The organism is Sutcliffiella horikoshii, assembly GCF_021991925.1.
Lineage (GTDB): Bacteria > Bacillota > Bacilli > Bacillales > Bacillaceae_I > Sutcliffiella_A > Sutcliffiella_A horikoshii_F.
In genome coordinates this window covers 753,440-777,415 of the sequence record NZ_RXZI01000001.1, presented here as the reverse complement: position 1 = coordinate 777,415, position 23,976 = coordinate 753,440, and the positions used below count along the sequence as shown (strand labels likewise).

26 protein-coding genes and 1 tRNA gene are annotated in these 23,976 nt (G+C 38.3%); 6 read left to right on the top strand and 21 right to left on the bottom strand.

Translation table 11 applies throughout. The features are described from left to right. Nucleotides 1-59: 59 nt before the first annotated feature. The 4 genes from EKQ44_RS03770 to EKQ44_RS03755 all read right to left on the bottom strand — a co-directional run bounded on the left by EKQ44_RS03770 (nt 60) and on the right by EKQ44_RS03755 (nt 1,576). The gene (locus EKQ44_RS03770; RefSeq protein WP_237662217.1) at nt 60-572 is read right to left on the bottom strand and encodes an NUMOD4 domain-containing protein; all 513 of its coding nucleotides are present in this window, start codon (nt 570-572) and stop codon (nt 60-62) included. Between the two features lie 20 nt (nt 573-592). Next, nucleotides 593-745, bottom strand: a complete 153-nt coding sequence (locus EKQ44_RS03765; RefSeq protein WP_237662215.1) for a ribbon-helix-helix domain-containing protein — start codon at nt 743-745, stop codon at nt 593-595. A 166-nt stretch (nt 746-911) separates the two neighbouring features. Then, nucleotides 912-1,298 carry a hypothetical protein gene (locus tag EKQ44_RS03760; RefSeq protein WP_237662214.1) on the bottom strand — a complete coding sequence of 129 codons (387 nt, stop codon included), beginning with the start codon at nt 1,296-1,298 and terminating at the stop codon, nt 912-914. A gap of 131 nt (nt 1,299-1,429) precedes the next feature. Then, the gene (locus EKQ44_RS03755) at nt 1,430-1,576 is read right to left on the bottom strand and encodes a hypothetical protein (RefSeq protein ID WP_237662213.1); all 147 of its coding nucleotides are present in this window, start codon (nt 1,574-1,576) and stop codon (nt 1,430-1,432) included. Nucleotides 1,577-2,499: 923 nt separating this feature from the next. Here EKQ44_RS03755 and EKQ44_RS03750 point away from each other — a divergent pair. Continuing rightward, entirely contained in the window at nt 2,500-3,528 is a 1,029-nt protein-coding gene (locus EKQ44_RS03750; protein ID WP_237662211.1) for a hypothetical protein, read from the top strand. 34 nt (nt 3,529-3,562) lie between these two features. Here the strand turns inward: EKQ44_RS03750 and EKQ44_RS03745 are convergent, their stop codons facing one another. Both EKQ44_RS03745 and EKQ44_RS03740 read right to left on the bottom strand, forming a co-directional pair. After that, nucleotides 3,563-4,387 carry an HNH endonuclease gene (locus tag EKQ44_RS03745; protein WP_237662209.1) on the bottom strand — a complete coding sequence of 275 codons (825 nt, stop codon included), beginning with the start codon at nt 4,385-4,387 and terminating at the stop codon, nt 3,563-3,565. A gap of 11 nt (nt 4,388-4,398) precedes the next feature. Then, a complete protein-coding gene (locus EKQ44_RS03740; RefSeq protein WP_237662208.1) occupies nt 4,399-4,839 on the bottom strand; it encodes a hypothetical protein in 441 nt (146 codons plus the stop codon). Between the two features lie 199 nt (nt 4,840-5,038). Here EKQ44_RS03740 and EKQ44_RS03735 point away from each other — a divergent pair. The 3 genes from EKQ44_RS03735 (at nt 5,039) to EKQ44_RS03725 (ending at nt 7,131) form a co-directional block, all read left to right on the top strand. After that, nucleotides 5,039-5,135, top strand: a tRNA-Sec gene (locus tag EKQ44_RS03735). Nucleotides 5,136-5,235: 100 nt separating this feature from the next. Beyond that, a complete protein-coding gene (locus EKQ44_RS03730; protein ID WP_237662556.1) occupies nt 5,236-6,468 on the top strand; it encodes a M14 family metallopeptidase in 1,233 nt (410 codons plus the stop codon). Between the two features lie 171 nt (nt 6,469-6,639). Continuing rightward, a complete protein-coding gene (locus tag EKQ44_RS03725; RefSeq protein WP_237662206.1) occupies nt 6,640-7,131 on the top strand; it encodes a hypothetical protein in 492 nt (163 codons plus the stop codon). 45 nt (nt 7,132-7,176) lie between these two features. On the opposite strand, the gene EKQ44_RS03720 is transcribed toward EKQ44_RS03725, so the two are convergent. The 8 genes from EKQ44_RS03720 to EKQ44_RS03685 all read right to left on the bottom strand — a co-directional run bounded on the left by EKQ44_RS03720 (nt 7,177) and on the right by EKQ44_RS03685 (nt 15,963). Beyond that, entirely contained in the window at nt 7,177-7,668 is a 492-nt protein-coding gene (locus EKQ44_RS03720; RefSeq protein ID WP_237662205.1) for a hypothetical protein, read from the bottom strand. A 115-nt stretch (nt 7,669-7,783) separates the two neighbouring features. Continuing rightward, nucleotides 7,784-9,043 carry a glutamate-5-semialdehyde dehydrogenase gene (locus tag EKQ44_RS03715; RefSeq protein WP_237662203.1) on the bottom strand — a complete coding sequence of 420 codons (1,260 nt, stop codon included), beginning with the start codon at nt 9,041-9,043 and terminating at the stop codon, nt 7,784-7,786. Nucleotides 9,044-9,201: 158 nt separating this feature from the next. Then, complete coding sequence (proB, locus tag EKQ44_RS03710; protein WP_237662202.1) at nt 9,202-10,320, bottom strand: glutamate 5-kinase; 1,119 nt, start codon at nt 10,318-10,320, stop codon at nt 9,202-9,204. 34 nt (nt 10,321-10,354) lie between these two features. Beyond that, nucleotides 10,355-11,197, bottom strand: a complete 843-nt coding sequence (gene proC / locus EKQ44_RS03705) for a pyrroline-5-carboxylate reductase (protein ID WP_237662200.1) — start codon at nt 11,195-11,197, stop codon at nt 10,355-10,357. Between the two features lie 302 nt (nt 11,198-11,499). After that, entirely contained in the window at nt 11,500-12,714 is a 1,215-nt protein-coding gene (locus EKQ44_RS03700; protein ID WP_237662198.1) for an MFS transporter, read from the bottom strand. After that, a complete protein-coding gene (locus EKQ44_RS03695) occupies nt 12,707-13,879 on the bottom strand; it encodes a DUF58 domain-containing protein (protein WP_237662197.1) in 1,173 nt (390 codons plus the stop codon). The genes EKQ44_RS03700 and EKQ44_RS03695 overlap by 8 nt, the downstream gene beginning before the upstream one ends. A gap of 2 nt (nt 13,880-13,881) precedes the next feature. Continuing rightward, the gene (locus EKQ44_RS03690; RefSeq protein ID WP_237662195.1) at nt 13,882-14,817 is read right to left on the bottom strand and encodes an AAA family ATPase; all 936 of its coding nucleotides are present in this window, start codon (nt 14,815-14,817) and stop codon (nt 13,882-13,884) included. Between the two features lie 354 nt (nt 14,818-15,171). Beyond that, nucleotides 15,172-15,963 carry an ATP-binding protein gene (locus EKQ44_RS03685; protein WP_237662193.1) on the bottom strand — a complete coding sequence of 264 codons (792 nt, stop codon included), beginning with the start codon at nt 15,961-15,963 and terminating at the stop codon, nt 15,172-15,174. A gap of 130 nt (nt 15,964-16,093) precedes the next feature. Between EKQ44_RS03685 and EKQ44_RS03680 the strand changes: the two genes are divergently transcribed. After that, a complete protein-coding gene (locus tag EKQ44_RS03680; protein WP_237662192.1) occupies nt 16,094-16,519 on the top strand; it encodes a DUF2621 family protein in 426 nt (141 codons plus the stop codon). Nucleotides 16,520-16,538: 19 nt separating this feature from the next. On the opposite strand, the gene EKQ44_RS03675 is transcribed toward EKQ44_RS03680, so the two are convergent. The 3 genes from EKQ44_RS03675 to EKQ44_RS03665 form a co-directional block, all read right to left on the bottom strand. Then, nucleotides 16,539-17,033, bottom strand: coding sequence for a CcdC family protein (locus tag EKQ44_RS03675; RefSeq protein WP_237662191.1), 495 nt, complete (start codon nt 17,031-17,033; stop codon nt 16,539-16,541). A 143-nt stretch (nt 17,034-17,176) separates the two neighbouring features. Beyond that, on the bottom strand, nt 17,177-17,536 hold the full coding sequence (locus EKQ44_RS03670) for a response regulator (RefSeq protein ID WP_064101016.1): 360 nt from the start codon (nt 17,534-17,536) through the stop codon (nt 17,177-17,179). Nucleotides 17,537-17,641: 105 nt separating this feature from the next. Beyond that, a complete protein-coding gene (locus EKQ44_RS03665; RefSeq protein WP_237662189.1) occupies nt 17,642-18,352 on the bottom strand; it encodes a cytochrome c biogenesis CcdA family protein in 711 nt (236 codons plus the stop codon). Nucleotides 18,353-18,579: 227 nt separating this feature from the next. On the opposite strand from EKQ44_RS03665, the gene EKQ44_RS03660 reads away from it, so the two are divergent. Beyond that, nucleotides 18,580-18,741, top strand: coding sequence for an aspartyl-phosphate phosphatase Spo0E family protein (locus tag EKQ44_RS03660; protein WP_269151522.1), 162 nt, complete (start codon nt 18,580-18,582; stop codon nt 18,739-18,741). 121 nt (nt 18,742-18,862) lie between these two features. Here EKQ44_RS03660 and EKQ44_RS03655 read toward each other — a convergent pair whose 3' ends face one another. From EKQ44_RS03655 to sirA, 4 genes are all read right to left on the bottom strand, one after another. Further along, entirely contained in the window at nt 18,863-20,665 is a 1,803-nt protein-coding gene (locus EKQ44_RS03655) for an ABC transporter ATP-binding protein (protein WP_237662188.1), read from the bottom strand. A gap of 3 nt (nt 20,666-20,668) precedes the next feature. Continuing rightward, nucleotides 20,669-22,417: an ABC transporter transmembrane domain-containing protein gene (locus EKQ44_RS03650; RefSeq protein ID WP_237662186.1), complete on the bottom strand. Its 1,749-nt coding sequence runs from the start codon at nt 22,415-22,417 to the stop codon at nt 20,669-20,671. Nucleotides 22,418-23,130: 713 nt separating this feature from the next. After that, the gene (locus EKQ44_RS03645; protein WP_060666506.1) at nt 23,131-23,349 is read right to left on the bottom strand and encodes a YneF family protein; all 219 of its coding nucleotides are present in this window, start codon (nt 23,347-23,349) and stop codon (nt 23,131-23,133) included. Between the two features lie 91 nt (nt 23,350-23,440). Continuing rightward, complete coding sequence (gene sirA, locus EKQ44_RS03640; protein ID WP_237662185.1) at nt 23,441-23,872, bottom strand: sporulation inhibitor of replication protein SirA; 432 nt, start codon at nt 23,870-23,872, stop codon at nt 23,441-23,443. Between the last annotated feature and the right edge of the window lie 104 nt (nt 23,873-23,976).

Genomic DNA, 23,976 nt, shown 5'->3' with positions numbered 1-23,976 from the left:
GTAAGCTGACCCATAGTCCAATTGATTCCTTCTCTTGGCAAAGGCAACTGAAATTCCCTTTACACGTGTTTGTAAGTCTGTCGCGATATACATTTTTGTAAAGTTATTGGATTTGCATTGATATACATAGCGATATTTTTAATGCTAAATTCTTTTTTATCTTTTTGGTGCAACCGTCTGTACGTTTTAACCTCATCATCAGTAAAAAGTCTTGTTGTACCATGTCTCTCCTTTGGCATCAACTTATTCCTTAAGGCATGATTGTAATTTTCGCGATAGGTATTCCATTCTAAATTAGAAGCTAGGTTATTTTTTTTCACGCCATCCGAGTGATTAACCTGTTCTTTGCTTTCTGGATTTGGAATAAAATGCAGAGCAACTAAACGGTGAACAAGAAAGTTTTTAGGAATTTTATTTTTCAAAATTGAGACATACAAGTAACCGCTTGTGTTTGTGCCAGGTTTAAGAATTCTATCCTTACGCCCTAATAAACTTTTAACTCTACCCCTGTTTGACACTAGATATCTACCTTCATATCCACTAATTTCTCTCCACTCTTCAGCCTGTTTCATTTTCATCATTCTCCTTTTATTTATTTGTGTTTTTCAAATAGCAAGGTTAAAGCTTGATCTAATAATCTGCTTTTTGGAATATTAGTTTCATTGTTCAACCGATCCAGCTCACGAAATAAGTCTTTTCTTAATGTTGTTGTAAGATGATCCCTCGTCTTAAGTGGTTTCTTCAAACCGTTTCCTCCCTTCTCTTTAACTTGACATATACATTAGTACCGTACAGTTACGTAACTTTCTCATTTTTAGATAAGAAAGCAAAAAAAGAACCCTCATAAGAAGGTCCATTCATTTATGAATATAGAAATAAAAAAGCCCCTTAACTTTCAGGAGCTCTTGAATCTAAAAATTATAATCTTCATCTTTAAATTTTTTAGTTACACTTACATTCTGGTCATTTACAACATCTTCATATTCTTGAATAAAAGTTGCAGTTTCACTATATACAGGTCTTCCGCCTCCGATAGTATATTCTTCAATGTTGTCACCATTTTGGTCAGCTACCTTCTGAATTAATTGATCTTTGAATCCGTATTCTTCATACTTTTTAACAATATCTTTAAGTTGTTGTATTTTTACTTTTGCAGGCATTCCCATATGATATTGAGTACGTGAATCCGGTGGCTCAATTACATAATTATTAGTTGCAATAATCTCCCAACCCTTTTTTAGAAGTTTATCAATCCTGTTTTCATCGGTAAGAACCTCTACTTTCAAATATTCTCTCAAATGTAACTCCCCCTTTTATACGTTTGTACCATTTAATTGTACAAGTTTAAACCAAATAAATAAATAGTTAACTAAGTATTCTGAATGTTTTGTTGGAAATTTTTGAAAACCTCATAATGAAGAAGTTAGTTTTAAGAAGTTCCTTTACTTGTATGATCACTAATTACTTTCCAAACATAATTAGTGTACGTTTTTACTTCCCTTGCGATATCTACTTGTTTGATACCTTTAGCATGCAATCGAAGGATCATTTCTTTTTTGGTCATTTTTTCATACATAGCTAACCCCTCCAATAATATTATTTACGTTAATTATAAAACACTGTATTAAATCGCGTAAGTAATTGAAGAGTTGTGATCATTGTGTTGTGATTGGTTGTGAATGGCCCCTTATTTTTTTGGGAAGTTGCTTTACCAAAGACAAATTTTACGTTCTTCTATCTATGAGTACCCCGGCGGTAAGTAGTCTGATTTTCCCCTGGCGCGAGAGGTGGAGTGATGCCCCCTATCCCTAGCTAAAAAAGGATCATCTTCGTAAAACGCGCCCTCAAGCCAATTTCATATAGTATGCATTATCTGAAATAACTACTTCAGCAAGGATCGATTTATGCAAAATTTCACTAAGCAAAAGACTCACATTAACCTTGCGATCCGTTGATATAACTTGTATGTATAAAATGTTGCATATTCCAGTTATCCGAACAGCATGAAAACGTTGATATATAAGCATTCTTCGATCTATCGGTCTTATAAACCGTGTGGCCGATTACTGTATATTTACTCGCGATCATACAATTTGACGGAAATTAATTAGCACCAGGTACTAGTGTCAAGTATTATTACTTGGTGATCGTTCGTGTTTTATAATTATTAACAGCAAGAGAGAGATCAGCTATCTATTCCACCCTAAACACATCTACTATTCAACCGATTCATAACTCTTTCCATACACCAAAACGTTGTCATACCAATGTTCAACCTCTTTCAATAGACACCTATCGAAAAACTTTAATCAACATATCTACTTATTGGGGTTTATACTTACATATCTCATATCGGCATAATTTCAGGCGCAATCACTCGAATCTCGACTCGATAATTACTCGAAAAAATGATCGAGGAAAGGTGTAAATAAATTTCAAAAACTCTGGATTAATTTTCTTTATTTGGTATATTTAATAATGAAATGGGGAGGTAGATTTATGGAAAGTAGCAATCTATTAAACAAACTAATTTTATTTACTGCTTTAATCTTTATTTTACTGCCAAACAGCACTACGTTAGCTCAAACTACACCAAGGGAAAACTTTATTACTGAAGAAGAATTAAACCGGATATTAACTGAAAACCAAAATGATAATTTAACCAAAGAAGAATTGAACCAGATATTGAGTGAAAACCAAAATAGTAACCTTTCGAAAGAAGATTTAACGGATATGCTTATTAAAAATAAGGATTTGTTATTAGAAAGCCGTGAGGAAAAGATTGGTTTATTAGAAGGAAATATATCTTCTATTTTAGCATTATTTGGTATAATTATAGCAGTCCTTACTGTTCTATTTACTATATTTGGTTTAATTCTAAGAAAAAGTTTCACAGATAAACTCAAAGATGTAAAAGAAATTCAGGCAGAAATTGAAATAAATAAGAAAGAAGTAAATTCAAATGTTACTGATGCGAAAGTAATAAATGAACAACTTAAAACCGCTATAATTCAAATGAACGATTCCAATAAAAATTTAGATAATAAAGCTAAGTTATTGGAGGATGAGACTAAAAACATTAAAAAACTTCAAGCATATTTATATAGACTTGAACTCTATACCAAATTACATGTAAATAATTTAAAGTTAATCAATAATTTTCATAAGCAAAACTTATATATACAATCTATTTGTAAAGAGGTTGAGGAATTATTAGAGAAAGAATTTAAAAATAATTCTATACCTGATACAGTAACAGATCGCACACAGTATTTAGAAAAAGAAGATGAGCAAACTTATCAAAAATACTTTAAGAGAAAGTATGAATATTATCACTCAAACTTAAATAACTATGAAAAAGAAATGATTAAAACGTACGATACTTTATTTGAATCATCCAACCATATTTTCTTGGACACTCAATTTGATACTAGTCAATTACAAAGTATTTATTCAGAATGGAAAGGACATTTTGATGAGGTAAAGTATATTCATAGAGAATTAAAAGCTGTTCATAACATAAACTGATATTTTAGGAAACCACCATATATCCGGTGGTTTTTTAGTTTATTCTCGAAACGTTCTGAAGCTTCATTACATCCTCAAATAAATCTAAAGAATGCATTTTCCTGTGACAGTTTGGACAAAGAGCGACTGTATTTTCAATGGAGTCTTGTCCCCCTTGGGATAACCAAACGATATGATGTGTCTCTAAATAAGGATCACCATGCTTTGTTTCAAATGGTGCCGGTTCTTCACACAATTGACAAATACCATTTGCCCTTCTTTTCGCAAACTCGGATACTGTCGCATTACGTTCATAAACCTTTGTTACAACATTTCTAGAACCAGGTTTAATGGGTGCAAAAGAAGCTTTTTCGAACAATTCACGTTCTGAAAGTCTTTTAGCTCGTTTCTCTTGCATCTCTTCTTTAGCTTTTAATGTTTCATGCGAAATAATGACTTCATCTTGGCCGTCTTTTAGCTTTAAAGGAAATACCCATACTGATCTAGGATTGTCATTTCTATCCGGTTGCGTTTCTTGATATGGTGAGCCTGCTAAATATACCTCTCCTTGATAGATATAATTATTTGCTTGAAATACTTCAAATAAATGAACTCCTATATCCAAGCTATTAGAGAGATGCAAAGTTTTATTTTGAGCGAAATCGAGGCTTTGATGTCCTTCTTGCCCCATTCCGGTATAGTGAAATACATCTTCGATCCATCGGTCATCATAAAGACCATTTGTATGATCAGAAATCAATATAAGTGTATTTGTTGCATGCGAGCGCCTCATCCCTCCGGAAGTAGAAACAGTAAAAATATCAATTAATTCCCGATGCGTAATTACATCAGATGGTACCAATCCATGATCAAAAACCACTTAATTTCCCCCTAGTTTCTTTTTCTTTTTCTGGCAGGATGGTTAGAATTACTAAGTCCTCGTTTTTTTAACAAGTTGTCCATTTTCTCGACTTTTCCTAGCATCCCTTCAATTCCATCTAATTGCTCACTTAAAACACCCATATCATATTCACCACTAATGAGACTTCTCACGTCTTGATCTTTAACTTGCATTTGATATTTTTCTATCTCTTGTTCATGTTGTTTCTCCATTAGTTCTTTTTCGTGGTTTAACTTTAAATTCTGTTCTCTTAACTTCGCATCGTATTCCAGAACTAATTTTTCTTTTTCACTATCCATTTTCACCTTTTGCGTTTCTAGCTCTCTTTTCCATTTTGTTCTTTCATTAATCCTGGTCAGTAGAAAAGTTACAAATGCCAGTATAAAGCCACCAATCAGTTCAGGTAAATAGTTTATGAAAGCTTCTTGCATGAAATAGTTTCCCTCCTTTTTATTTCAATTTTTGACAAAATATTCTTTAATTTAATAATACCTTATTTCTGGAAAGTTGAGTGAAAAAACAATAAAAAACTTGCAAAATATTCTAATCGCATCTAATATAATACATGAGATTCAGAGGATAGTACGTGATATTCTGAAGGAAAAATACGAGTGGAAGTCTTGATATCATGGGGCTGATTGCAATGCTGGTGCTTGTCTCGGTCTTCAAAACCGCTTGTGGGGCGCGTGCCGTCCCAGGTGGGTTCGATTCCCACGCAGTCCCGCCATACAAACCTTCATCAATCCCCATCTAAACTGCACTATATACCTCTAAGACATTACTAATCTATTCATACTATCTGAACTCAGGAGGCTGTTTCCTTGTCAATGCTGAAAAGTAAATGGATTAAGTTCGGTTTTGCTTTTTTAGTTATTTTTCTTTTTCTTCATTTTATTGTACCCCTCCTTATTCTAGCAAACTTGGAAAAACCACCTGCAAGCTCCAGTCATTTTATCAACACATTTGAAGAATCAAAAGAACGCTTTTTAACTTATGAAGAGTCATTGAACCAAAATTGGAATACAGTAAAAAGAGATTCATTATCAGTAGATGGTGATGCAACCATTGATCTTTGGTGGGCAGATGCGAACCAACAAAAGACAAATTTAATTATCATTACCTCTGGTGTGCATGGTGTTGAGGGATATGTTGGATCGGCCATGTTGGATATTTTCCTTGAAAACTTTATCGCTCCATTAGATAAAGAAAATACAGGAATAGTTCTGGTACACGGCGTGAATCCAATAGGAATGATGGAAATGCGAAGGTACAATGAAAACAACGTCGATCTAAACCGGAATTTCATCTATAATTGGGACACCTTTGATAAGGAAATGAACACGGACTATGAGGATTTGAAAGCTTTTCTCCAACCAGAAAACAAAATAAGCACAATAACCTGGCGGGACTTAAAGTTCTACGGGGAAATTGCAAAGACGGTACTGACTGATGGTACTACTAAAATAGAGAAGGCATTGTTAAGTGGTCAATATACCCAGCCAAAAGGTGTATATTATGGTGGAAAGGATGATGAGCCTTCCACTGAATTTATAAAGGGTTTATTTGAGGAGATCTTGTTAACGGAATATGCAAACATACTTCATGTTGATTTGCACACAGGCTATGGTCCAAGGTATCAAATGAGTATATTCAGTTCTGGTAAAGAAACAATGAGCCAAGAAGAAGCACAGGAGGCATTTGGTTATCCGCTTGTCTTCACTCCTGACTCTGATGAATACTATGTAACCAATGGAGATGTTCCGGAATACTTCGCAATGCTCAAAGAAGAAATAGCCCCTTCAAAAAGTTTGTATTCCACTACTTTTGAGTTTGGGACAATGGGAGATGGGTTGTGGGCTTCCATTGATTCGGTAAAGAGGACGATAATGGAGAATCAGATGATACATCACGGTAGTAATGACGAACACTCAAAGGAAATTTTAGATTCCCGTTATCGAGAAATGTTTTACCCTTCAGAGCAAAAATGGCGTGACAAAGCAAAAGCAGACTTCATACAGGCAATGGAAGGAGTCTTGAAATTTAATAATATGATTGAATAGCCCCTAAAAACACCTTTTCATTTTAAACCAATAATGCAAAGGTGTTTATTTTAATTATTATTTTCAATTCTTCTTGTTTTTTCTTCTCATACCTCTTAGGGGGTCATTCTCATATTAATACGCTATGAATAATACAATATTGAAAGGAGTTTAAAATGATGGAGGAATGTTATGATAAACTTTGTTTTTTTTCGTGGAATTGTCACCATGATCAGTGATTTCCCCATAAGTCCAAATGGAGAAAATGAGGGTTGCTATAAGTTATATTCCGTGGATGATGGGGGAGGTACAATGGTGAATTTTGTTGTCGCCCCTACCACTTATTTCATCGATCATAGTCAAGTTTCTGTTGGAGATACCATAACAGGCTATTATAATGCAAATGCACCGGTACCTTTCATTTACCCTCCTCAATACAACGCGCTGATTATCGTAAAAGAGAACAGCATTCAGAATGTTAAAGTCGACTACTTTAACAACCAGCTTGTTAGCAGTGACGGACAGTTGAAGCTGAACCTCTCCCCTTTCACACAACTCCTTTTAGCCAACGGTCAGCCTTTTACTGGAAATCCTGCTGACCGTAATCTGATCGTGATTTACGGTCCTTCCACAAAAAGTATTCCGGCACAGACCATGCCATATAAAGTCATTGTTTGGTGTTAAGCAAGGTTCAAAAAAAGAAGCAGGCCTGCTGCTTCTTTTTTCACTTTACTGGTTGTTTTCCTGAGCTTCATACCAGTGCTTTAGATCATGTGGCCATTTTTCTTTGCTGATGAGTTTTGGCTGAAATCCTCCAAGCTCTATTAACATGGCTTCGTACTTTAATACGACGATGAAGAAATCCTCTCTAGGGGTCGATAAAATACGATCGTATTGGATATCATTCTTTTGAAGAAATGCTTTTATTTCTTCTTTGTTTTCTTCCGTTAACCCTACTGGTTGATTAGTGACCTCTACTCCTGACTTAATAGATTGGGCCGCTGATGGAAATGGATTAACCTTTTGGACCACTCTTTCAAGCAAACGGATAATTTCAGCAAACCCGATCAAAACCATTCCGCCTACAGAAGAAGTAAACAAAGCTGATAAGGCCATTCCTATACTACCTGTTTCTGATGCAAAAATAATTGCGAGCAATACACCTATGCCAATTACGATAAATCCTAGAATTTGAAGAATCTTCCCTACGGTGTTTTCCATAACCTGAACCCCTTTTTTATCTTTATATGTATTAATTCAATTCATTAGCATATTTTTCCTCTTTTTTAAATTAATAAGGACTTACCCCCTATTAGAGGTAAGCCCTATGAAAGAATCATCTAATCTGACCGTTTCCAGTCATTTGGAATTTAACCGTTGTTAATGCTGGTAGTCCCATAGGACCACGAGCATGAAGCTTTTGAGTGGAGATTCCGATCTCTGCACCGAATCCTAAAGCGCCACCATCTGTGAAACGTGTGGATGCATTCTGATAAACCGCTGCTGCATCTACAAGTTTCATGAACTTGCTGGCAGTTTCTTTGTTTTCCGTAATGATGGCCTCTGAATGTTTCGTTCCAAACTCATCAATATGGTCGATAGCCTCATCCATGTCAGCAACCACTTTCACTGCAATATCCAAGCTTAAATATTCATTCGTCCAATCTTCATGGCCTGCTTTTTCAGCTCCTGGAATCGTTTCAAAAACTGTGTCATCTCCATGCACCGTAATACCGTTGTCCTTGAACATGTTGATTAAAGCTTCTTTATTGGCGTGGAACCAAGCCTCATGCACAATCAAGGTCTCTGCTGCATTACAAACCGCCGGACGGTCCGTTTTGGCATTAACGACAATAGATAATGCTTTCTCGACATCTGCATCCTTGTCAATATAAAGGTGACAGTTCCCAACACCTGTCTCAAGGACTGGTACTGTAGCATTTTCTACAACTGCATTGATTAAAGACGCTCCTCCACGAGGAATTAATACATCAATATGATCCTTCATCGTAAATAGCTCTTGCGTTGCTTTTCGATCTGTACTCGCGATAAATTGTACCGCTTCTTCTGGAATAGAAGTAGTCTTCAATGCTTTGTGGATCACATCCACTATCGCTTGGTTGGAGTTGATGGCAGAAGAACCGCCTTTTAAAACAATAGCGTTACCGGATTTCAGAGCTAGTCCAGTCGCATCTACTGTCACATTAGGGCGTGCTTCGTAGATCATACCGATCACTCCAAGTGGTACACGAACTTTTTCTACTTGAAGGCCATTTTCCAACGTCCAATCTGAAAGGATGTCCCCAACAGGATCCTCAAGTTCTGCTACTTCTCTTAAACCATTCGCAAAATCTGCAATGCGGTCCTCAGATAGTGCCAAGCGGTCCATATATGCTTCTGTATAGCCTTTTTCGCGCCCTTTGTCCAAATCTTTGTTATTGGCCTCAAGGATATGGGATACATTGCTTTCAAGGGTGTTAGCGATATGCTTAAGAATACTGTTCTTTTCTTCTGTTGATAAAAGGCCTACAACCTTTGCCGCTTTCTTCGCTACTTTTGCTTGTGTTTCTACATTTGTCTCTACTAATAAAGACATCAAATTCCTCCCTAGTTTTTATTTTACGTCCACTTCGCTGTTGATTTTCGCTTGGCTTTACGCTTCCATAGGGTACATGCGGAGCCTCCTCAGCTTTGCCTGCAACATCTCCGCTAACCACTACCTCGCGCAGGAATCTTCGCACGTTGCTTCAATATTTAAATCCCAACAGGTATGGAAGCCTCTAAGTGACATACTAAGTCATCATTTTTCACGACTTCCTCTTCAAATTTACCTTGGGTTTGATCATACTCTCTTAATTGTTCTGAGGAGTAATTTACCACTCCAAGTCCGATTCTGTTTCCTTCAAAGTCCAGAATTCTCACGACGGATCCTTCCTTGAAATATCCTTTCACCTTACTGATGCTAGAGGGTAACAATCTCTTTTTGCCCAGCATGGAAACATCCGCACCTTCTGCTAGTACTACTTCTCCCTCTGGACCTGAATTGAACGCGATCCATTGCTTTTTGTGGTTCAAGTTTACTGCAGAATCCTTCGATTCAAAATACGTTCCAGTAGCTTCTTTTTCCACTGCTTGAAGTAAAATGTTCGGTACTCCTGCTTTACCCAAGAACGCAGGGATACCAGATGCCATGGCGATCTTCACTGCATCGATTTTCGACTTCATTCCACCAGTGCCGACAGAGCTTCCTGGGTCTCCGGCTGCTGCTTCAATTTCAGGGGTGATTTCTTCCACCTTGCGTAATAGAGTCGCGTCCGGATCCTTACGGGGATCAGCATCATACAATCCGTCGATATCAGATAAAATTAACAACATATCTGCATCCACAAGTCCTGCAACCTTAGCGGAAAGTGTATCATTATCCCCAAATTTTAATCGGTTTACCGTGACGGTGTCATTTTCATTGACGATCGGTACAATACCACGCTCTAAAAGAACATTCGCGGTGTTGCGCGCGTTATTGTAGCGATTTTCATCCGAAAAATCTTCTCTTGTGATGAGGATTTGAGAGGCAACGTAACCATTAGATAAGAACAGTTCGCTGTATGCCTCCATCAACAAGCCTTGCCCAATGGACGCTGCTGCTTGTTTTTCCGGTAAACTTGTTGGTCTATTTAAACAGCCTAGCTTTCTATATCCTGCTGCTACGGCACCTGAGGATACCAATAAAACTTCATAGCCTTGGTCTTTCAATTGGGCCACTTCATCAACAAGCCTTTCTAGTTTTCTTCTGCTGATTTCACCATGTGAACTTGTCAATGAACTGCTTCCAATTTTTATTACTACCCGTTTTGTCTTATTATCGGGGGTCATTCAATCACTCCTGTTTTATACATAGTTGTAAAACTTACTGTAATACTAATTCTTTTTCTTTTTCTTCACTGATTTCTTTGGATCGTTCTGCCGCACCTTTAATCGCAGCTGAAATGGCTTTTCCACCGCCGTTGTCACTTAATGCTTCTAATCCTGCTGCTGTTGTCCCGTTAGGGGAAGTCACTTTCTTTCGTAACGATGCAGGTTCTTCATTATTCGTCTGCATCATCTTCGCAGCACCGAGAATGGTTTGTGCAACAACATCACGAGTTACTTCTTCGTCTAACCCTGCTTCTTTCGCTGTTTTTTCCATATGCTCCATTAAATAATAGAAATATGCTGGGCCACTTCCGGCAACTCCTGTAAAAACGTCCATTTGTTCTTCTTCAATCGTGTATACTTTTCCGATTGTTTGCAAGATGACTTTTGTGTCTACTATATGATCCATCGCAACATGCTTCCCAGCTGAAATGGCTGTTGCAGATTCACCAATCATGCTTGACGTATTCGGCATTACGCGAATAACTGGCTGTCCAGGATTTAACCCCTCTTCCATATAGCTAGTAGATACTCCAGCTAATACGGAAAGCAATAATTGGGAAGAGTTTAATTGATCTTTTAATGAAGCTAGTGCAATTTCTATATCTTTCGGCTTCATGGCAAGTACAATAATGTCTAGTTCGTTCATATTAAGGTCTTGCTTCATAACACCACGAACACCGTATTTATCCTCAAGTTCCATTAATCTGTCGATGTTTGATCTATTACTTACTACCACGTTTTTTGCAGGGATGATCTCACTTGCTACAATACCTGAAATCATCGCTTCTGCCATCGACCCTGCTCCGATAAATCCAATCACTTTTTCGTTCAACATCTAATCGCCCCTGTCTGTCCGTTCGTTTTTAACAACGTTTATAATCGTAACATGTAGAGAATGTATATCAAGGGTGTTGGGGCAATTAGTCCGTATGGAAGCCAGATAGTGAGTGTAAACGCTACCAATAATATGGACCTTCATTTAATTCCAGCAGAAGCGGAATAATCGCTGATTATGAAGAAATACGGCCAAATTTGATGGAGGATAATTATGGAAAAGTATTGGAATCCATTCACTCTAACGGGTTTTCCCACAAAAAACAGTGTACCCAGTAATGGATACACTGCAGTAAATAATAGTTAACTCGCTTTTTTCCACTGCTTCATCACTTTTCGAATTTCCTCTGCCATTGTCTTGCAGGTTGCTACTTCAGATGGGGAGAGTTTCATTTCTCCATATCTTACTTTAGCATACAACTCCATGAAGCTTTCTTTGAATGTGGTCTCGCGTTTTAACCACTCTTCCAATGTTTCATTCGGAAGACGGCCACGGTTTTTCTTCCATGCCAGCTTCTCTAACTCAAACATAAGCTTCCTTACTTCATCTTCAGGAGGCTTTTGTTTTCTTCTGCCGGTAAAAAATCCACCACCACTATTTTTAGTCATAGTAGAAGTAAATTGCTGTTCAACTGCTAACTCATTCTTTTGATTGCTCACTTTTTTCCGCTTTAATAGGAAGTAAAGGATTGATAAGAAAAGAATGACACCAACTGCCACCACTACAGGATTATCAAATAGGTTTTCTGGTGGTGCTAACATCTCGGCCGTTTCTGCCTCCTCTTCCTCCCCAAATTCCATTGTTCCTGCATCTTGAGGTCCCCCGCCGGTTTTGATGGACCAATCATGCAAACCTAATAGATAAAACACAGGTCTTGATAATACATTAAAAACAAAACTAACACCTATGCCGAATAAGGAAAGTCCAGCTGTAATCAGGTACTTACCGATGGTGGCAAAAAAGGCTGATATTGCGACAATGCCGATAAAAACGATTGCTGTGGCACTAATCACCTTTTTTTGCATGTAACGGTTCCCATTCAATTGGAAGATGGCATGTCCACTATACAGTATAATGACCAGTGCCAGTTGCGCTCCAAACAATAGCAATAATATTAGCCCATGGGGATAGTCCACCAATGTTCCTGCCCCGTAAACAAAAGGCATCCAAATGAATGAAATAATCAATAAAGCAAAGGTTGAAATGAATCTTTCTTCCACAAAATACATGAATGCCCTGAAACTAAGGAAAATTCCGATAATAAGCGAAAGACCGATGCTATAGGAAGAAAGATAAGCAAAAAGAGCTAATATAGGTGCCACCAACATGATTGCCGCATAATTATTTGGAAGTTTGTTGTTTAAAAAACCATATATAGCAATCGAAAAACCATAGGGCAACAAAACTCCTATTATTGAAGGTAGATTTCCGGAATCTAAATACAATAGCAAGATAAAAAAATAGAGTATGTTGAGCTCGAGCAATAAGTGAATGCTGTTCCTCCAAAGGTTACCCATTTACAGCCTCCTTTCTTGCTTCCGTACGCAATGATAGTAAAGTACAACTATCATCTTTTACATCAAGAAGGTTTACATTGATTCCACTAGGCATCTTCCACCCGCTTAATCGCTCTTTTTCCCCGCATAGAATCACATATGGAGAATGGGCAGCATGTTGCAAGGTTATTTTTTCAAAGGCTGGCATACTTATGGATACACTGTTTCCTTGCAATCTCGCCAACATCGTCAACGCAGTTTGAAGATGACGCTTCCCCTCACCATAAGGCAGTTCCAAATAACTAGGAGTCCCTACCTTCTTAATGTTAACAAGCAAGGAATATGGAATATGAAACTTAGTAGCATGATGGATTAAATGGGTTATCCCTTTAATTCTCTCTTCTAAATTGCCAGATCTAATATCAAAAACAATTAACCACGAATATTGAGCTGTCTTTTCATACATTTTCGTTTGAAGGCTTGTGACCTTAGCGGAAGCTTTCCAATGAATCTTGTTAAAGGAATCACCTGCTGTATAATCACGTGTACCTATTATTGTACTGACATCCTCAAAAAGGGAAGACCGAGTTGGATAGGTGCCTTGATTCTTGGGCATGATTCTCTCGAGACCAGTTACAGGTACTTGCTCGGAGTAAACAAGCACTTCAAATTTGGTCAAATCATTCTTCTGCAAATATACTTTTCCAAAATCTATGAAGTGTGAAATCTGTAGCTCAATGTGATGTAATTTAGCTACTCCTCTTTCTCTAGCAGTAAAAGGAATATCAATGACCACTTCACTGTTACCCATTAAGGAAAATGGCAGGCTTATCTTGCTGATGCGTGTACTTCTGTCCCCATTCAAGAACTCGATATTATTATCTGTAACAAGTTGGATGTGCCCAGAAAAGATAGGTAACCAGGATGGTTGTTCGAGCTTCAGCTTAATGACCCCTGTTTCACCTGGAAAAAGCTTTATTTGACCATTTGCAATTGTTAGCTTTAGTCTCTTTCCGACATTGGATAAATAATAATAAGAAACAACAAAATAGACAAAATACAAACTTCCCATAAAGAATAAAATGGGATGTCCTGTCAAGAAGCCGATTGCAATAATGACAAATGAACACGCTCGAAAATAAATATGATGGGTAAGGTTATCTACTTGTTGATTCCACCTAGCCATCCCTATATAGTCGCCTCCACAGGCACAACGACCCTTGCCAGCACTTCTGTAACAATTTGTTTATTGGTTTTCTTAAGCGAGCCTTCCATTGTAAGAACCAATCGGTGACTCAATACATATGGTGCCATTTTCTTTACATCTTCCGGTATAACGTATTCTCGTCCTTTAACAAATGCTGCCCCCTGTGCGGCACGCATCAGTGCTAATGTACCACGAGGGCTTACCCCTAGCTCTATTTCTTCATGATTTCTCGTCATATGAACAATTTCCAGTATGTAATCTTCTACCACTGATGATACTTTCACCTGCTTGACCTGATCTTGCAGTTCCATAACTTCTTCTTTCGTAAAGAAAGAGGTCATATGCTTAATTGGTTCATCCAAGCGGTACTTATTCATAATCTTTTTTTCTTCTTCCATTGTAGGATACCCTAGATCTATTTGGATAAAAAATCGATCCATCTGAGCTTCCGGCAACGGAAACGTCCCTTGCTGTGATTCAATCGGATTCTGTGTTGCTACCACCATGAATGGTCCGGGTATAGATAATGTCTCCCCATCTATGGTTACTTGGCGTTCCTCCATTACCTCGAGTAAGCTTGATTGCGTTCTGGGAGTGGCACGATTTATTTCGTCCGCGAGTAAGATATTGGTCATGATGGGACCAGGTCTTAGTTCAAAATTCTGTTCCTTTGGATTAAAAAACTGAATTCCGGTGACATCACTTGGTAGCACATCAGGAGTAAATTGGATACGTTTAAAGCGGGCATCCATTGTCTTTGCAAAACTTTTTGCCAACATAGTTTTTCCTGTACCAGGTACACTCTCGAGTAAAACATGTCCTTTGTTAAGTAAAGAGATAAATAATAGCTCTACTACTTCGTCTTTTCCAATAATAACGTTGGACAGCTCTTTCTTTAAAAGATCTACTTGTTTCAATTTTAGGCACCCCTTTTTATTTTCTTTCTATTTAGAATTATTTTACCATTATTTCATTAACAAAAATAGACAAATTTCCGGTAAATGTTTCGTAACACGAAAAACCCATAGCAGTATTTCTGCTATGGATGAATGAATCTTTTATTTTGGCTCTGTTAAAGCATATTGTTGATTTTTGCAGAAACCTAGCTGTTGATTGTAGCAATAGGCGAAGACTCCTGAGGGAGATAGCGTTTAGGGGAGACCCCGCAGGCGCCAGCCGAGGAGGCTCCCCAAATGCCCCTAGGAAAGCGAAGCCTAGTGCGGAAATCAACAGCGGTGTTTTAACAGAGCCTTTATTTTTAACCTTATATGTTAGTCTTTGTACATAGTTAGATCTTTAGTCCGATAGCTCTCCGGGGTCACTATTGAAATCAACTGGTTCTGACTCATTTTATTTTTAATTCTGTCTGCAATCCGTTCCCCGTATCGTTTCGTTAGATCTCCAGGGTGAATATTAGAGGTAAAAACGATGCTCTTTCCTTGTCGCTGATTCAAGATGGAATAGATCGTCTGATCCACCCACTCGCTCACCCTCTCCACTCCTAGATCATCCAGGATAAGTACATCCACTTCCGCAATAGCCTTCATGAACTTGCTTTCGGAATACCCAGAATCACTGTCCCAAGAGGCAACAATCGTATCCATTAGCTTTGGTACATCAAAAAACATCGCAGTAATATTATTTTCCTTGAAGTATTTATACAACCCTACTGCCAAGTGTGTTTTCCCTCTTCCTGTCCGGCCAAAATAATACAGGTTTTCTCTTCCGGTAAACTGGTCGAAAAAGTCAATTGTACTTGCCAATGCTTCTCCTTGGCTGGAATATTCCACCTTGAAGTTTTCCAAAGTGGCATCCGCAAGTTCTCTCGGAATAATGCAGAATTGCTCAAAGTATTTATGCTTTCTGCGTTTCTCCGCTTGCATGGTTTCAGCCGCCAGTCGGCAATCACATTCATTTTCATATTCTTGCCATTGTCCTTTATTTTCTCCGCCGATAATTTGCATGCGGACGCGCTTTACTTCCCTATTACATTTAGGGCAGACTCTTTGGGAGAGTACCTCGGTTTTTCCCATGCTGCCAATAACGGCACCAATCTTTTTCATCGTCGCACCTCCGTCAAAACTTTGTCATTTTTTATATGAAAATCTCTCTGATTTTTCATTTACTAGTGCAATTATAATAGTTTCGGTTATAATAATACAAGAATGTTAACGAGTTCGGAGGGAAAAGAACATGTTAACCGGATGGTTTCTATGGTTAATTTTATTTTGGGTTGTCACAATGGTCGTATTGTTGGCCATCGGTGGATTTTTTATGTTTCGCAAGTTTCTTAAACGGCTTCCAAAAGAAGATGGAAAATCGGAATTGGATTGGCAGGATTTCTATTTGAAAGAAACCCGTCATATGTGGCCGGAAGATCTTAAACTCCTGTTAGAGGAGCTCGTCTCACCTGTACCGGAATTGTTTCGTGATATCGCTAGACAGAAGATTGCAGGAAAGATTGGTGAAATAGCATATAAGGAAAAAGCAAACGAAATAACGAGAGAACATGTTATTCGCGGTTATATCCTCGCCACACCGAAACGAGACCATAAGTTTCTTATAAAAAAACTGGAACATCTCAATATTGATCGCGCACCATATCAACATTTATTCTAAGGATAAAAACCTCGGTTTGTTATACCGAGGTTTTTATCGTTGGTGGGATGGCTCCACTCTCTATCTTTTTGTATTTGATGTACATGGCAACTCTCCATGGAACAATCATGCCGAAAGCAAGCAACCAAAACATTCCGGTCAATTCTCCGATATCAATTTGAGTGCTCAGAACAAGCTTCAAAACCACCCTAATAGCCAATAATCCAAGTAAAATAAAAACGAATGCCTTCGAACGTTTTAAGTATATGTCATTATCTTTCATCTCAAATTTGGAAGTTTTAATTAAAAATATGGAAAAGATCGCTCCGACTGTCAAAGCTTCCAAAACTTGTAGCGAGGAAACACGGAATTCAGGAAATAGGAACATTAGTGCACCTGTGCTCATGAAAATGGGAGGCAATACAATTTTTTTGACTGAAGAAGGTTTTTTCGCAGCCTTCATTCTAATAAACAATACCAGAAGTGCCATACATACTGCGAAAATCGTAGATAGTACTGTATTCACTTTAATCATCCTCTGTTTTCACATCTTTTAACCTCTTACTATTATACCGAAAAAGAGAAATTTTAAAAGTCATATCTTGGCTTTTACCATTTCCCCTTTCATAAAAATAAACTACCCCCTCCATAAATATGGAGAAGATAGTTCATTGTGTGTTATCCCATGACTCTTTTCACTGCTTCCAAAACCCTGCTTTCATCAAAGGGCTTTACGATGAAATCTTTTGCACCTGCTTCAATCGCTTCCACAATCAAGCGTTGCTGCCCCATGGCTGAGCACATGATAATTTTCGCCTTTGGAAAATCCTTCACTATTTCACGAACAGCTTCAATACCGTTCATTTCTGGCATGGTAATATCCATCGTGACAAGATCTGGCTGATGATCCCGATAGAGTGAAACTGCATCTCTTCCATTCTCTGCTTCACCGATAACAGTGTGGTTAGATTTAGTTAATATGTTTCCAATTGTTAGCCTCATAAACTTTGCATCATCCACTACTAAAACGTTAGCCACCGCAGAGTCCTCCTTATGTCCTATAAAAAAGTTTTAAATTTCCTTTATTCCCATTTTTAACTTTACTCTTTTCGAACATAAGAATCAACTAAAATATCACACAATTTAAAATCCTTTAAATCCTCCGGTAATTGCCGTCAGCCACACTATTATTTTGGTCAACCAATCAAAGAATAACAGAATACCCATGAAAATCATGGTATATCCGCCCACTTTCATGATTAAGACATGATTGCGTTTAATCCACGACAACTTTCCGATAAAGAAAGAGAGGATGAAGAACGGAATTGCAAATCCCAATACATATGCTGTCATGTATAATACACCGGACCCTGGATTTGCTGCTGCCAAAGCCATGACTGACACAAGAATCGGACCAGTACAAGGTGTCCATCCTGCAGCAAAAGCCATCCCTATCAAAACTGTACCAATGTACCCGGTAGGCCTATTCTTAAAGGAGAGCTTTTTATCTGTCATCAAGAATTTAGGCTGAAATACCCCTAGTATGACAAGTCCAAAAAAGATGATCAGAATAGCTCCTATCTGGCGTATTAAATCATTGTACTGGACAAAGAATTGCCCCAAGAATGATGCACTAAATCCTAACCAGATAAAGATGATGGAAAAGCCCAATAGGAAAAACACTGTATGTAAAATACTTCTGCTACGAAACATACCCTTTTCGTCTTTCAATTCTCCTACCGACACACCTGTTATATAAGATAGAAAAGCAGGGTAGATTGGTAGCGTACATGGGGAGATGAACGATAAAAATCCCGCTCCAAACGCTAAAAAAAGCGTAACATCTGCAGACATAGTATCACTACTCCTATTCAATTATAATTAATATAGTAACAGAAAACGTTCGAAAACATACCCCCGCTTTATAATAATCTATGACGAAACCGTGACAGTATTGCCTAGTTATTTTTCACTAGTTTGACAATTATTAAAGTCCCATTAACTTGCAATTTTTCTTTGTATTGCCTCCTAAATTCTAGTATAATGATGTTACGAATTGGAAGAAGGAAGGATACTCAACTTTGGCTACTAAACAAGAATTATTAAATCTTATTGAAAAAAAGCGAATGGAACTCATTGACATTGTGGCAAAAAACGGAATGTCTTCTTCTAAAACGCTAAAGCTCAGCCAGGAATTGGACACGCTTCTAAACAAGTATAACCATATCATCGTCCCCAAATAATACATAGGAATAAAGTGAGCTTATAGCTTGGTTTACCGCCCCCCTTCTCATGGTGAGAGGGGGTTGTTTTTGATTTTATCATGTAAAAAATGCACGGCCCGAAAATTGGCCGTGCTGACACTTATCCAGGGTGAATGACCGCATCCTCCACTTTATCAGGGTGGCCGTTTTGGAGAAGAAACATCTTATAGTATAAACCTTCCTGATTCAATAATTCCTGATGCGTTCCCCTCTCTACAATCTCTCCTTGGTGAAGGACCAGAATTTGATCGGCATCTTGTATGGTAGAAAGTCGATGGGCAATCGCTATCGTCGTTCGCCCTTTCCTCATTTTCTCAAGTGCCGTCTGGATTGCTTCTTCTGTTTCCGTATCTATGTTTGCAGTGGCCTCATCTAATACTAGGATCTTAGGTTTGGTTGCAATGGTCCTCGCAAAAGCAACCAGCTGCCTTTGACCACTTGAGAATGTTGCTCCTCTTTCAACAACCAGTTGTTCATATTGTTCTGGGAGATTGTCAATAAATGAATCTGCCTGCACGAATTCTGCCGCTATTTTAATCTCATCATCTGAAATGGTGGGATCATGAAGCCGGATGTTATGGCTGATTGTACCATAAAAAAGAAATGGATCCTGAAGGACAAGCCCCATCTTTTTACGAAGCTCCTGATCATCAAAGTACTTTAGGGGAAATCCATCAATAAGGACTTCTCCTTTTTCAATTTGGTAGAATCGCATTAAAAGGTTGATAATGGAACTCTTACCGCTACCGGTGTGACCAACTAGCGCTACTGTTTCTCCAGGCTTCGCTGTGAAAGATATATCTTTTAATACATCACGCTTGCCATCATAGGAGAATGTCACATTCTTAAATTCTATCTCACCAGATGTGATAGTTGGAGAACTTTTCGATTTTTCTGCTGTTGGGGCAAGCTCTTTTTCATCCAGAAGATGAAATACCCTTGATGCGGAAACGATGGCCTGTTGATACATGGAAAGCCTCATCATCATTTGATTCACTGGCTCAAAGAATCTACCCAAGTAGTTAACGAACGCATAGAGTACTCCAATTTCTATGACATTCCCTATGGAGGAAATACCAAAATAACTCAACACTAATATTAACGATAAAACATAAACAAAATCGATGGCCGGACGCAACAGAAGCCCGTCAAGCTTGATATTCTTCACACCAGCTTGATAGTGTGCCTCATTGATATCCGCGAACTCCTTACGAAGCCTTTTTTCTTGTCGGAATACTTGAATGATAGCCATCCCTTGCAACGATTCATTCAGCTTAGCGTTAAGCTGACTGAGCCTTTCTCTCATATCCGCATAAAACCTGGAACTGAAATGGCGGTAAGTAGCCATGATCGCGAAAATGATGGGGATGATCAGCAAACAGAAAATGGCCAATTGTACATTCAACAAAAACATAGCAATAAATATTCCGATTAGAAACACGCCATTTTGAACGAATGTTGAAATGACACTCACAAACATATCTTTGATCGCTTCAGTATCATTGGTAACCCTGGAAACAATACTTCCTCCAGGAGTTTTATCAAAAAATTTCAATCCAAGAGTCTGTACCTTTGCGAAAATGTCTATCCTGAGTTCTTGTATTATTTTTAAAGATATTTCTTGGAATTTCAAAAGTTGAAAATAAGTTATGATCACTTTTGCTATTAAAATTCCGATATATAGTGATGCAAGTGTTACGATCGGGCCCGTTTCCATCACTTGTGGAGTTAAATAATCATCAATGAACACCTTGATGATCAAGGGACCTACTATTTCTCCTATGGTCGCGAGGACGAGTAAACTAAATGCAAAAATAAATTGCTTGGTATGTGGTTTAGCATATCCCAAGAGTCTTTTAAGGACCTGCCTTTGTTCTTTTGCCGTTATTGTCTGATTGTTCATCTTTTAACCCCCATGCTCCACAAGGGACTCTAATGCTTGTCGATGATACATTTCCCTGTACCATCCTTCTGCTTCCATTAACTCTCCATGCGAACCTTTCTGCGCTATCCCGCCATTTTCTATTACGATGATTGTTTGAGCATGCTGAATCGCACTTAAACGATGGGAGGTAATAATTGTTGTCTTTCCTTGGCGATTTTCCTTTAGTGCATGAAGGATGCTCTCTTCCGTTTTCGCATCCACTGCAGATAGGGAATCATCGAGGATTAAAATCTCTGGATCCATCAGCAATGCTCTTGCTATGGACAACCTCTGTTTTTGTCCTCCTGATAAGGATACACCGCGCTCTCCAACCATCGTTTGGTAACCATCCGTGAATTGGATGATATCCTCATGAATGTTCGCTAATTTGGCCGCTTGGATTATCTCCTCAAATGATGCTTCCGGTACCGCAAAAGCGATGTTATCTGCAATCGTTGCTGAGAATAGGAAGTGATCTTGCGGTACATAACCAATTGCTTTTCTTAACGCTTCCAAGGAATATTTAGTTATAGGATTCGAGCCGATAAAGATATTTCCTTGGATGCCATCATACTCCCTGATCAGCATTTTTAAGAGTGTGGTCTTACCGCTACCAGTCTTTCCGACAATCCCTAATGTTTCACCTTGTTTCAGATGGAAACGAATATCTTTAAGCAGAGCTTCCTCTTCTGTGGGATAGGTAAATGTTTGTACATTATATTGAATGTCTCCTGTAGGGACATTTTCATTGGCCTCCTTTATATTCCTGATATCCACTTCTTCTCTCATAAGGGCAGAGACACGATCATAAGAGGCCCTCCCACGTTCCACGATATTGAAAAGCCAGCCAAACGCTAGCATTGGCCAGATCAAGAGACCAAGATAGGTAGTGAATGCAATCAATTCCCCAATGGTCATTTCCCCCATCATGACATATCTCGAACCAAAAGCGATGGCAAGAAAGAAGGAAATACCGATGATCAAGCCGATAGTCGGGTCAAACAGAGAATCTATTTTAGCTACCGTTACATTCTTCTTCACTACATCTTCTGCTTGTTTTTCAAATTCTTCGATTTCTTCTTTTTCTTGCCCGAACGTCTTGACAACTTTAATACCGTTCACACTTTCCTGCACTTTATCATTTAACGATGAAAAGGCAGCCTGAGCTTTATGAAACGTTTTATGCAACAAAGATCCGTAATAATTTGTTGCCAGTGCCATGAAAGGAAGTGGGATGAGGCAGATCAATGTCAACTTCCAGCTTATTGTTGCTGCCATGGCGATTAAAACGAATCCCCCAGTCATTAAAGAGTCAACAAGTGTTAACACTCCTGCACCAGCTGTCTGTTGGATCGCTTGAAGGTCATTGGTGGAATGAGCCATCAAGTCACCAACGCGTCGACGCTGATAGAAACTTGCGGACATTTTCGTGAAGTGTTCATACAAATTATTACGGAGTAATCTGGCAAGCCTCACTGCCGGACCAAAAATCATGATTCTCCAAAGATAGCGTAATATATAAACGATAATGGCAGTACCAAGGAGTACCAACATCAAAGTTAGAATGGTCTCTCTTGTTAGCGTCCCATCCACAATGTGATCCACCGTCATTCCCACTATCCTGGGTGGAATAAGTTCAAGAAATGCAACTATCGCAAGTAAAAGCACTCCTGGTATATATGACTTGCGCTCCTGTTTAAAAAACCACCAAAGGTCCTTAAAAATACTCATGGTTTTTCCCCCGATTTTTCTCTCTCATTCTTTTGGTTCTTTTATTGTTGCTAGTACTCTGTTTGCTGGTAATTTACTTTATAACCAGGCATGTAATATATTCTTTACTGTCGCGAAAAACCCGAAAGTAAGAAATTTTATGGTTGGTTGATAAGTGCAACAAACAATTAAGTTTACGATAAATAGCCTTTTCAAATGTATGTACTGTACGCTTCAACTATAACAGTTTAGCAAATATTCAAATTTTTAGGAAGATACTTTTTTATGAGGTTTTATTTCTGTTGTGATGTTAGGAGGTATTGGTATTAGTTAAGCAGCTTCGTTTTAGGCTTCTTACGTGGCTTTGAAGACCGGATCGCTTCCTTTTCGGGCTTATATGACGTCTTTGACTACAGGTTTTCTTCAGTGACTTCCATGTTGGGATTCTTACACTATCTTTGACACGCGTTTTCACTTTCCCCTCCTCATTCCGCGCTTCATTCAACCCCTATGGTACGCGTTTTCACTTCCCTCACTTCATTCCGCGCTTCATACAACCCCTATGACACGCGTTTTCACTTTCCCCTCCTCATTCCGCGCACCATTCATTCCTTTTCACCACATAGTCCCCCCTTAACCCGTTTCGCCCTCACATACCTCCCTCATTATCATTTCTTCTCCCCAAACGCCAAACAAAAAGAAAAAGCACCCACATCACTGGAGTGCTTTCTCATTTATTTCATTTGCTTATTCATCGCAGACATCATTTGATTAATTTTCTTTTGGGATGGTTTCATTCCCATTTGCATCATCATCACGCGAAGCATTTGCTCATTAATTGGTGGATTTTTCTTTAAGTAAGTCATCATGTACTTACGAGCGATGAAAAATCCTAGTGCAACCCCAGCAATCAGTGCTAGAACTACAATAAGAATCCAAATCCATGTTGCCATCAAAAATTTCCTCCTCAAAACTAGGTCTACCAATGTAGTGTACTAAACTAGAACCTATTATACAACATTTTCCGATACATTTCTCCATCAATTAAACAAATTTTCTTTGTTTGATTGGTTGCAACCAACCATAACGATTTGAGCTGGTATCGATCGCAAGGAAGTATGGTGCCTGTTTCCTGATGATTTCAAAGAAAATAGCTTCTGCTTCAAAAGAACCTGTGGAGGAGAGCTTTAAATACTTTTCAAAGATGGAAAGCTTTGCAGTTGAGTCAACTTTTTCTATTTGATGCTGATAGGCCACTCGTTTGTAGCCTTCGCTGTTTTTGAGTGCATGTTCCAAAGACTGTTGAAGTGGGAAGGTGGGGATTGGGATAGTGACATAATCCACTTGTTGTTTGATTATAGAATGAAGTGGTTCCTCTTGTTCGTACTGTTGAAAGAGCTGAAAAAGCTTTAATTCATTACCGGAATAATGCTTGGCTACTTCTTCCTCTATTAAATAGATCATGTAATGACGCATACGAAACCCTCCTATCACTTCTTTCTTTCTATTATAGTGAATCATAAGGAAGAGTTTTGTCTTATAGTGTAGTTGGCAAGGGGCTATTTTTAGCGGATGTTGTC

Coding starts and splice junctions, on each gene's coding strand:
- EKQ44_RS03685 (WP_237662193.1), bottom strand. CDS start 15,963: ATGAAAAAGATTGGTGCCGTTATTGGCAGCATGGGAAAAACCGAGGTA.
- EKQ44_RS03680 (WP_237662192.1), top strand. CDS start 16,094: ATGTTAACCGGATGGTTTCTATGGTTAATTTTATTTTGGGTTGTCACA.
- EKQ44_RS03725 (WP_237662206.1), top strand. CDS start 6,640: ATGATAAACTTTGTTTTTTTTCGTGGAATTGTCACCATGATCAGTGAT.
- proB (WP_237662202.1), bottom strand. CDS start 10,320: ATGACCCCCGATAATAAGACAAAACGGGTAGTAATAAAAATTGGAAGC.
- EKQ44_RS03655 (WP_237662188.1), bottom strand. CDS start 20,665: ATGAACAATCAGACAATAACGGCAAAAGAACAAAGGCAGGTCCTTAAA.
- proC (WP_237662200.1), bottom strand. CDS start 11,197: ATGTTGAACGAAAAAGTGATTGGATTTATCGGAGCAGGGTCGATGGCA.
- EKQ44_RS03750 (WP_237662211.1), top strand. CDS start 2,500: ATGGAAAGTAGCAATCTATTAAACAAACTAATTTTATTTACTGCTTTA.
- EKQ44_RS03700 (WP_237662198.1), bottom strand. CDS start 12,714: ATGGGTAACCTTTGGAGGAACAGCATTCACTTATTGCTCGAGCTCAAC.
- EKQ44_RS03730 (WP_237662556.1), top strand. CDS start 5,236: ATGCTGAAAAGTAAATGGATTAAGTTCGGTTTTGCTTTTTTAGTTATT.
- EKQ44_RS03770 (WP_237662217.1), bottom strand. CDS start 572: ATGAAACAGGCTGAAGAGTGGAGAGAAATTAGTGGATATGAAGGTAGA.
- EKQ44_RS03720 (WP_237662205.1), bottom strand. CDS start 7,668: ATGGAAAACACCGTAGGGAAGATTCTTCAAATTCTAGGATTTATCGTA.
- EKQ44_RS03740 (WP_237662208.1), bottom strand. CDS start 4,839: ATGCAAGAAGCTTTCATAAACTATTTACCTGAACTGATTGGTGGCTTT.
- sirA (WP_237662185.1), bottom strand. CDS start 23,872: ATGCGTCATTACATGATCTATTTAATAGAGGAAGAAGTAGCCAAGCAT.
- EKQ44_RS03715 (WP_237662203.1), bottom strand. CDS start 9,043: ATGTCTTTATTAGTAGAGACAAATGTAGAAACACAAGCAAAAGTAGCG.
- EKQ44_RS03695 (WP_237662197.1), bottom strand. CDS start 13,879: ATGGCTAGGTGGAATCAACAAGTAGATAACCTTACCCATCATATTTAT.
- EKQ44_RS03645 (WP_060666506.1), bottom strand. CDS start 23,349: ATGGCAACATGGATTTGGATTCTTATTGTAGTTCTAGCACTGATTGCT.
- EKQ44_RS03675 (WP_237662191.1), bottom strand. CDS start 17,033: ATGATTAAAGTGAATACAGTACTATCTACGATTTTCGCAGTATGTATG.
- EKQ44_RS03665 (WP_237662189.1), bottom strand. CDS start 18,352: ATGTCTGCAGATGTTACGCTTTTTTTAGCGTTTGGAGCGGGATTTTTA.
- EKQ44_RS03755 (WP_237662213.1), bottom strand. CDS start 1,576: ATGTATGAAAAAATGACCAAAAAAGAAATGATCCTTCGATTGCATGCT.
- EKQ44_RS03650 (WP_237662186.1), bottom strand. CDS start 22,417: ATGAGTATTTTTAAGGACCTTTGGTGGTTTTTTAAACAGGAGCGCAAG.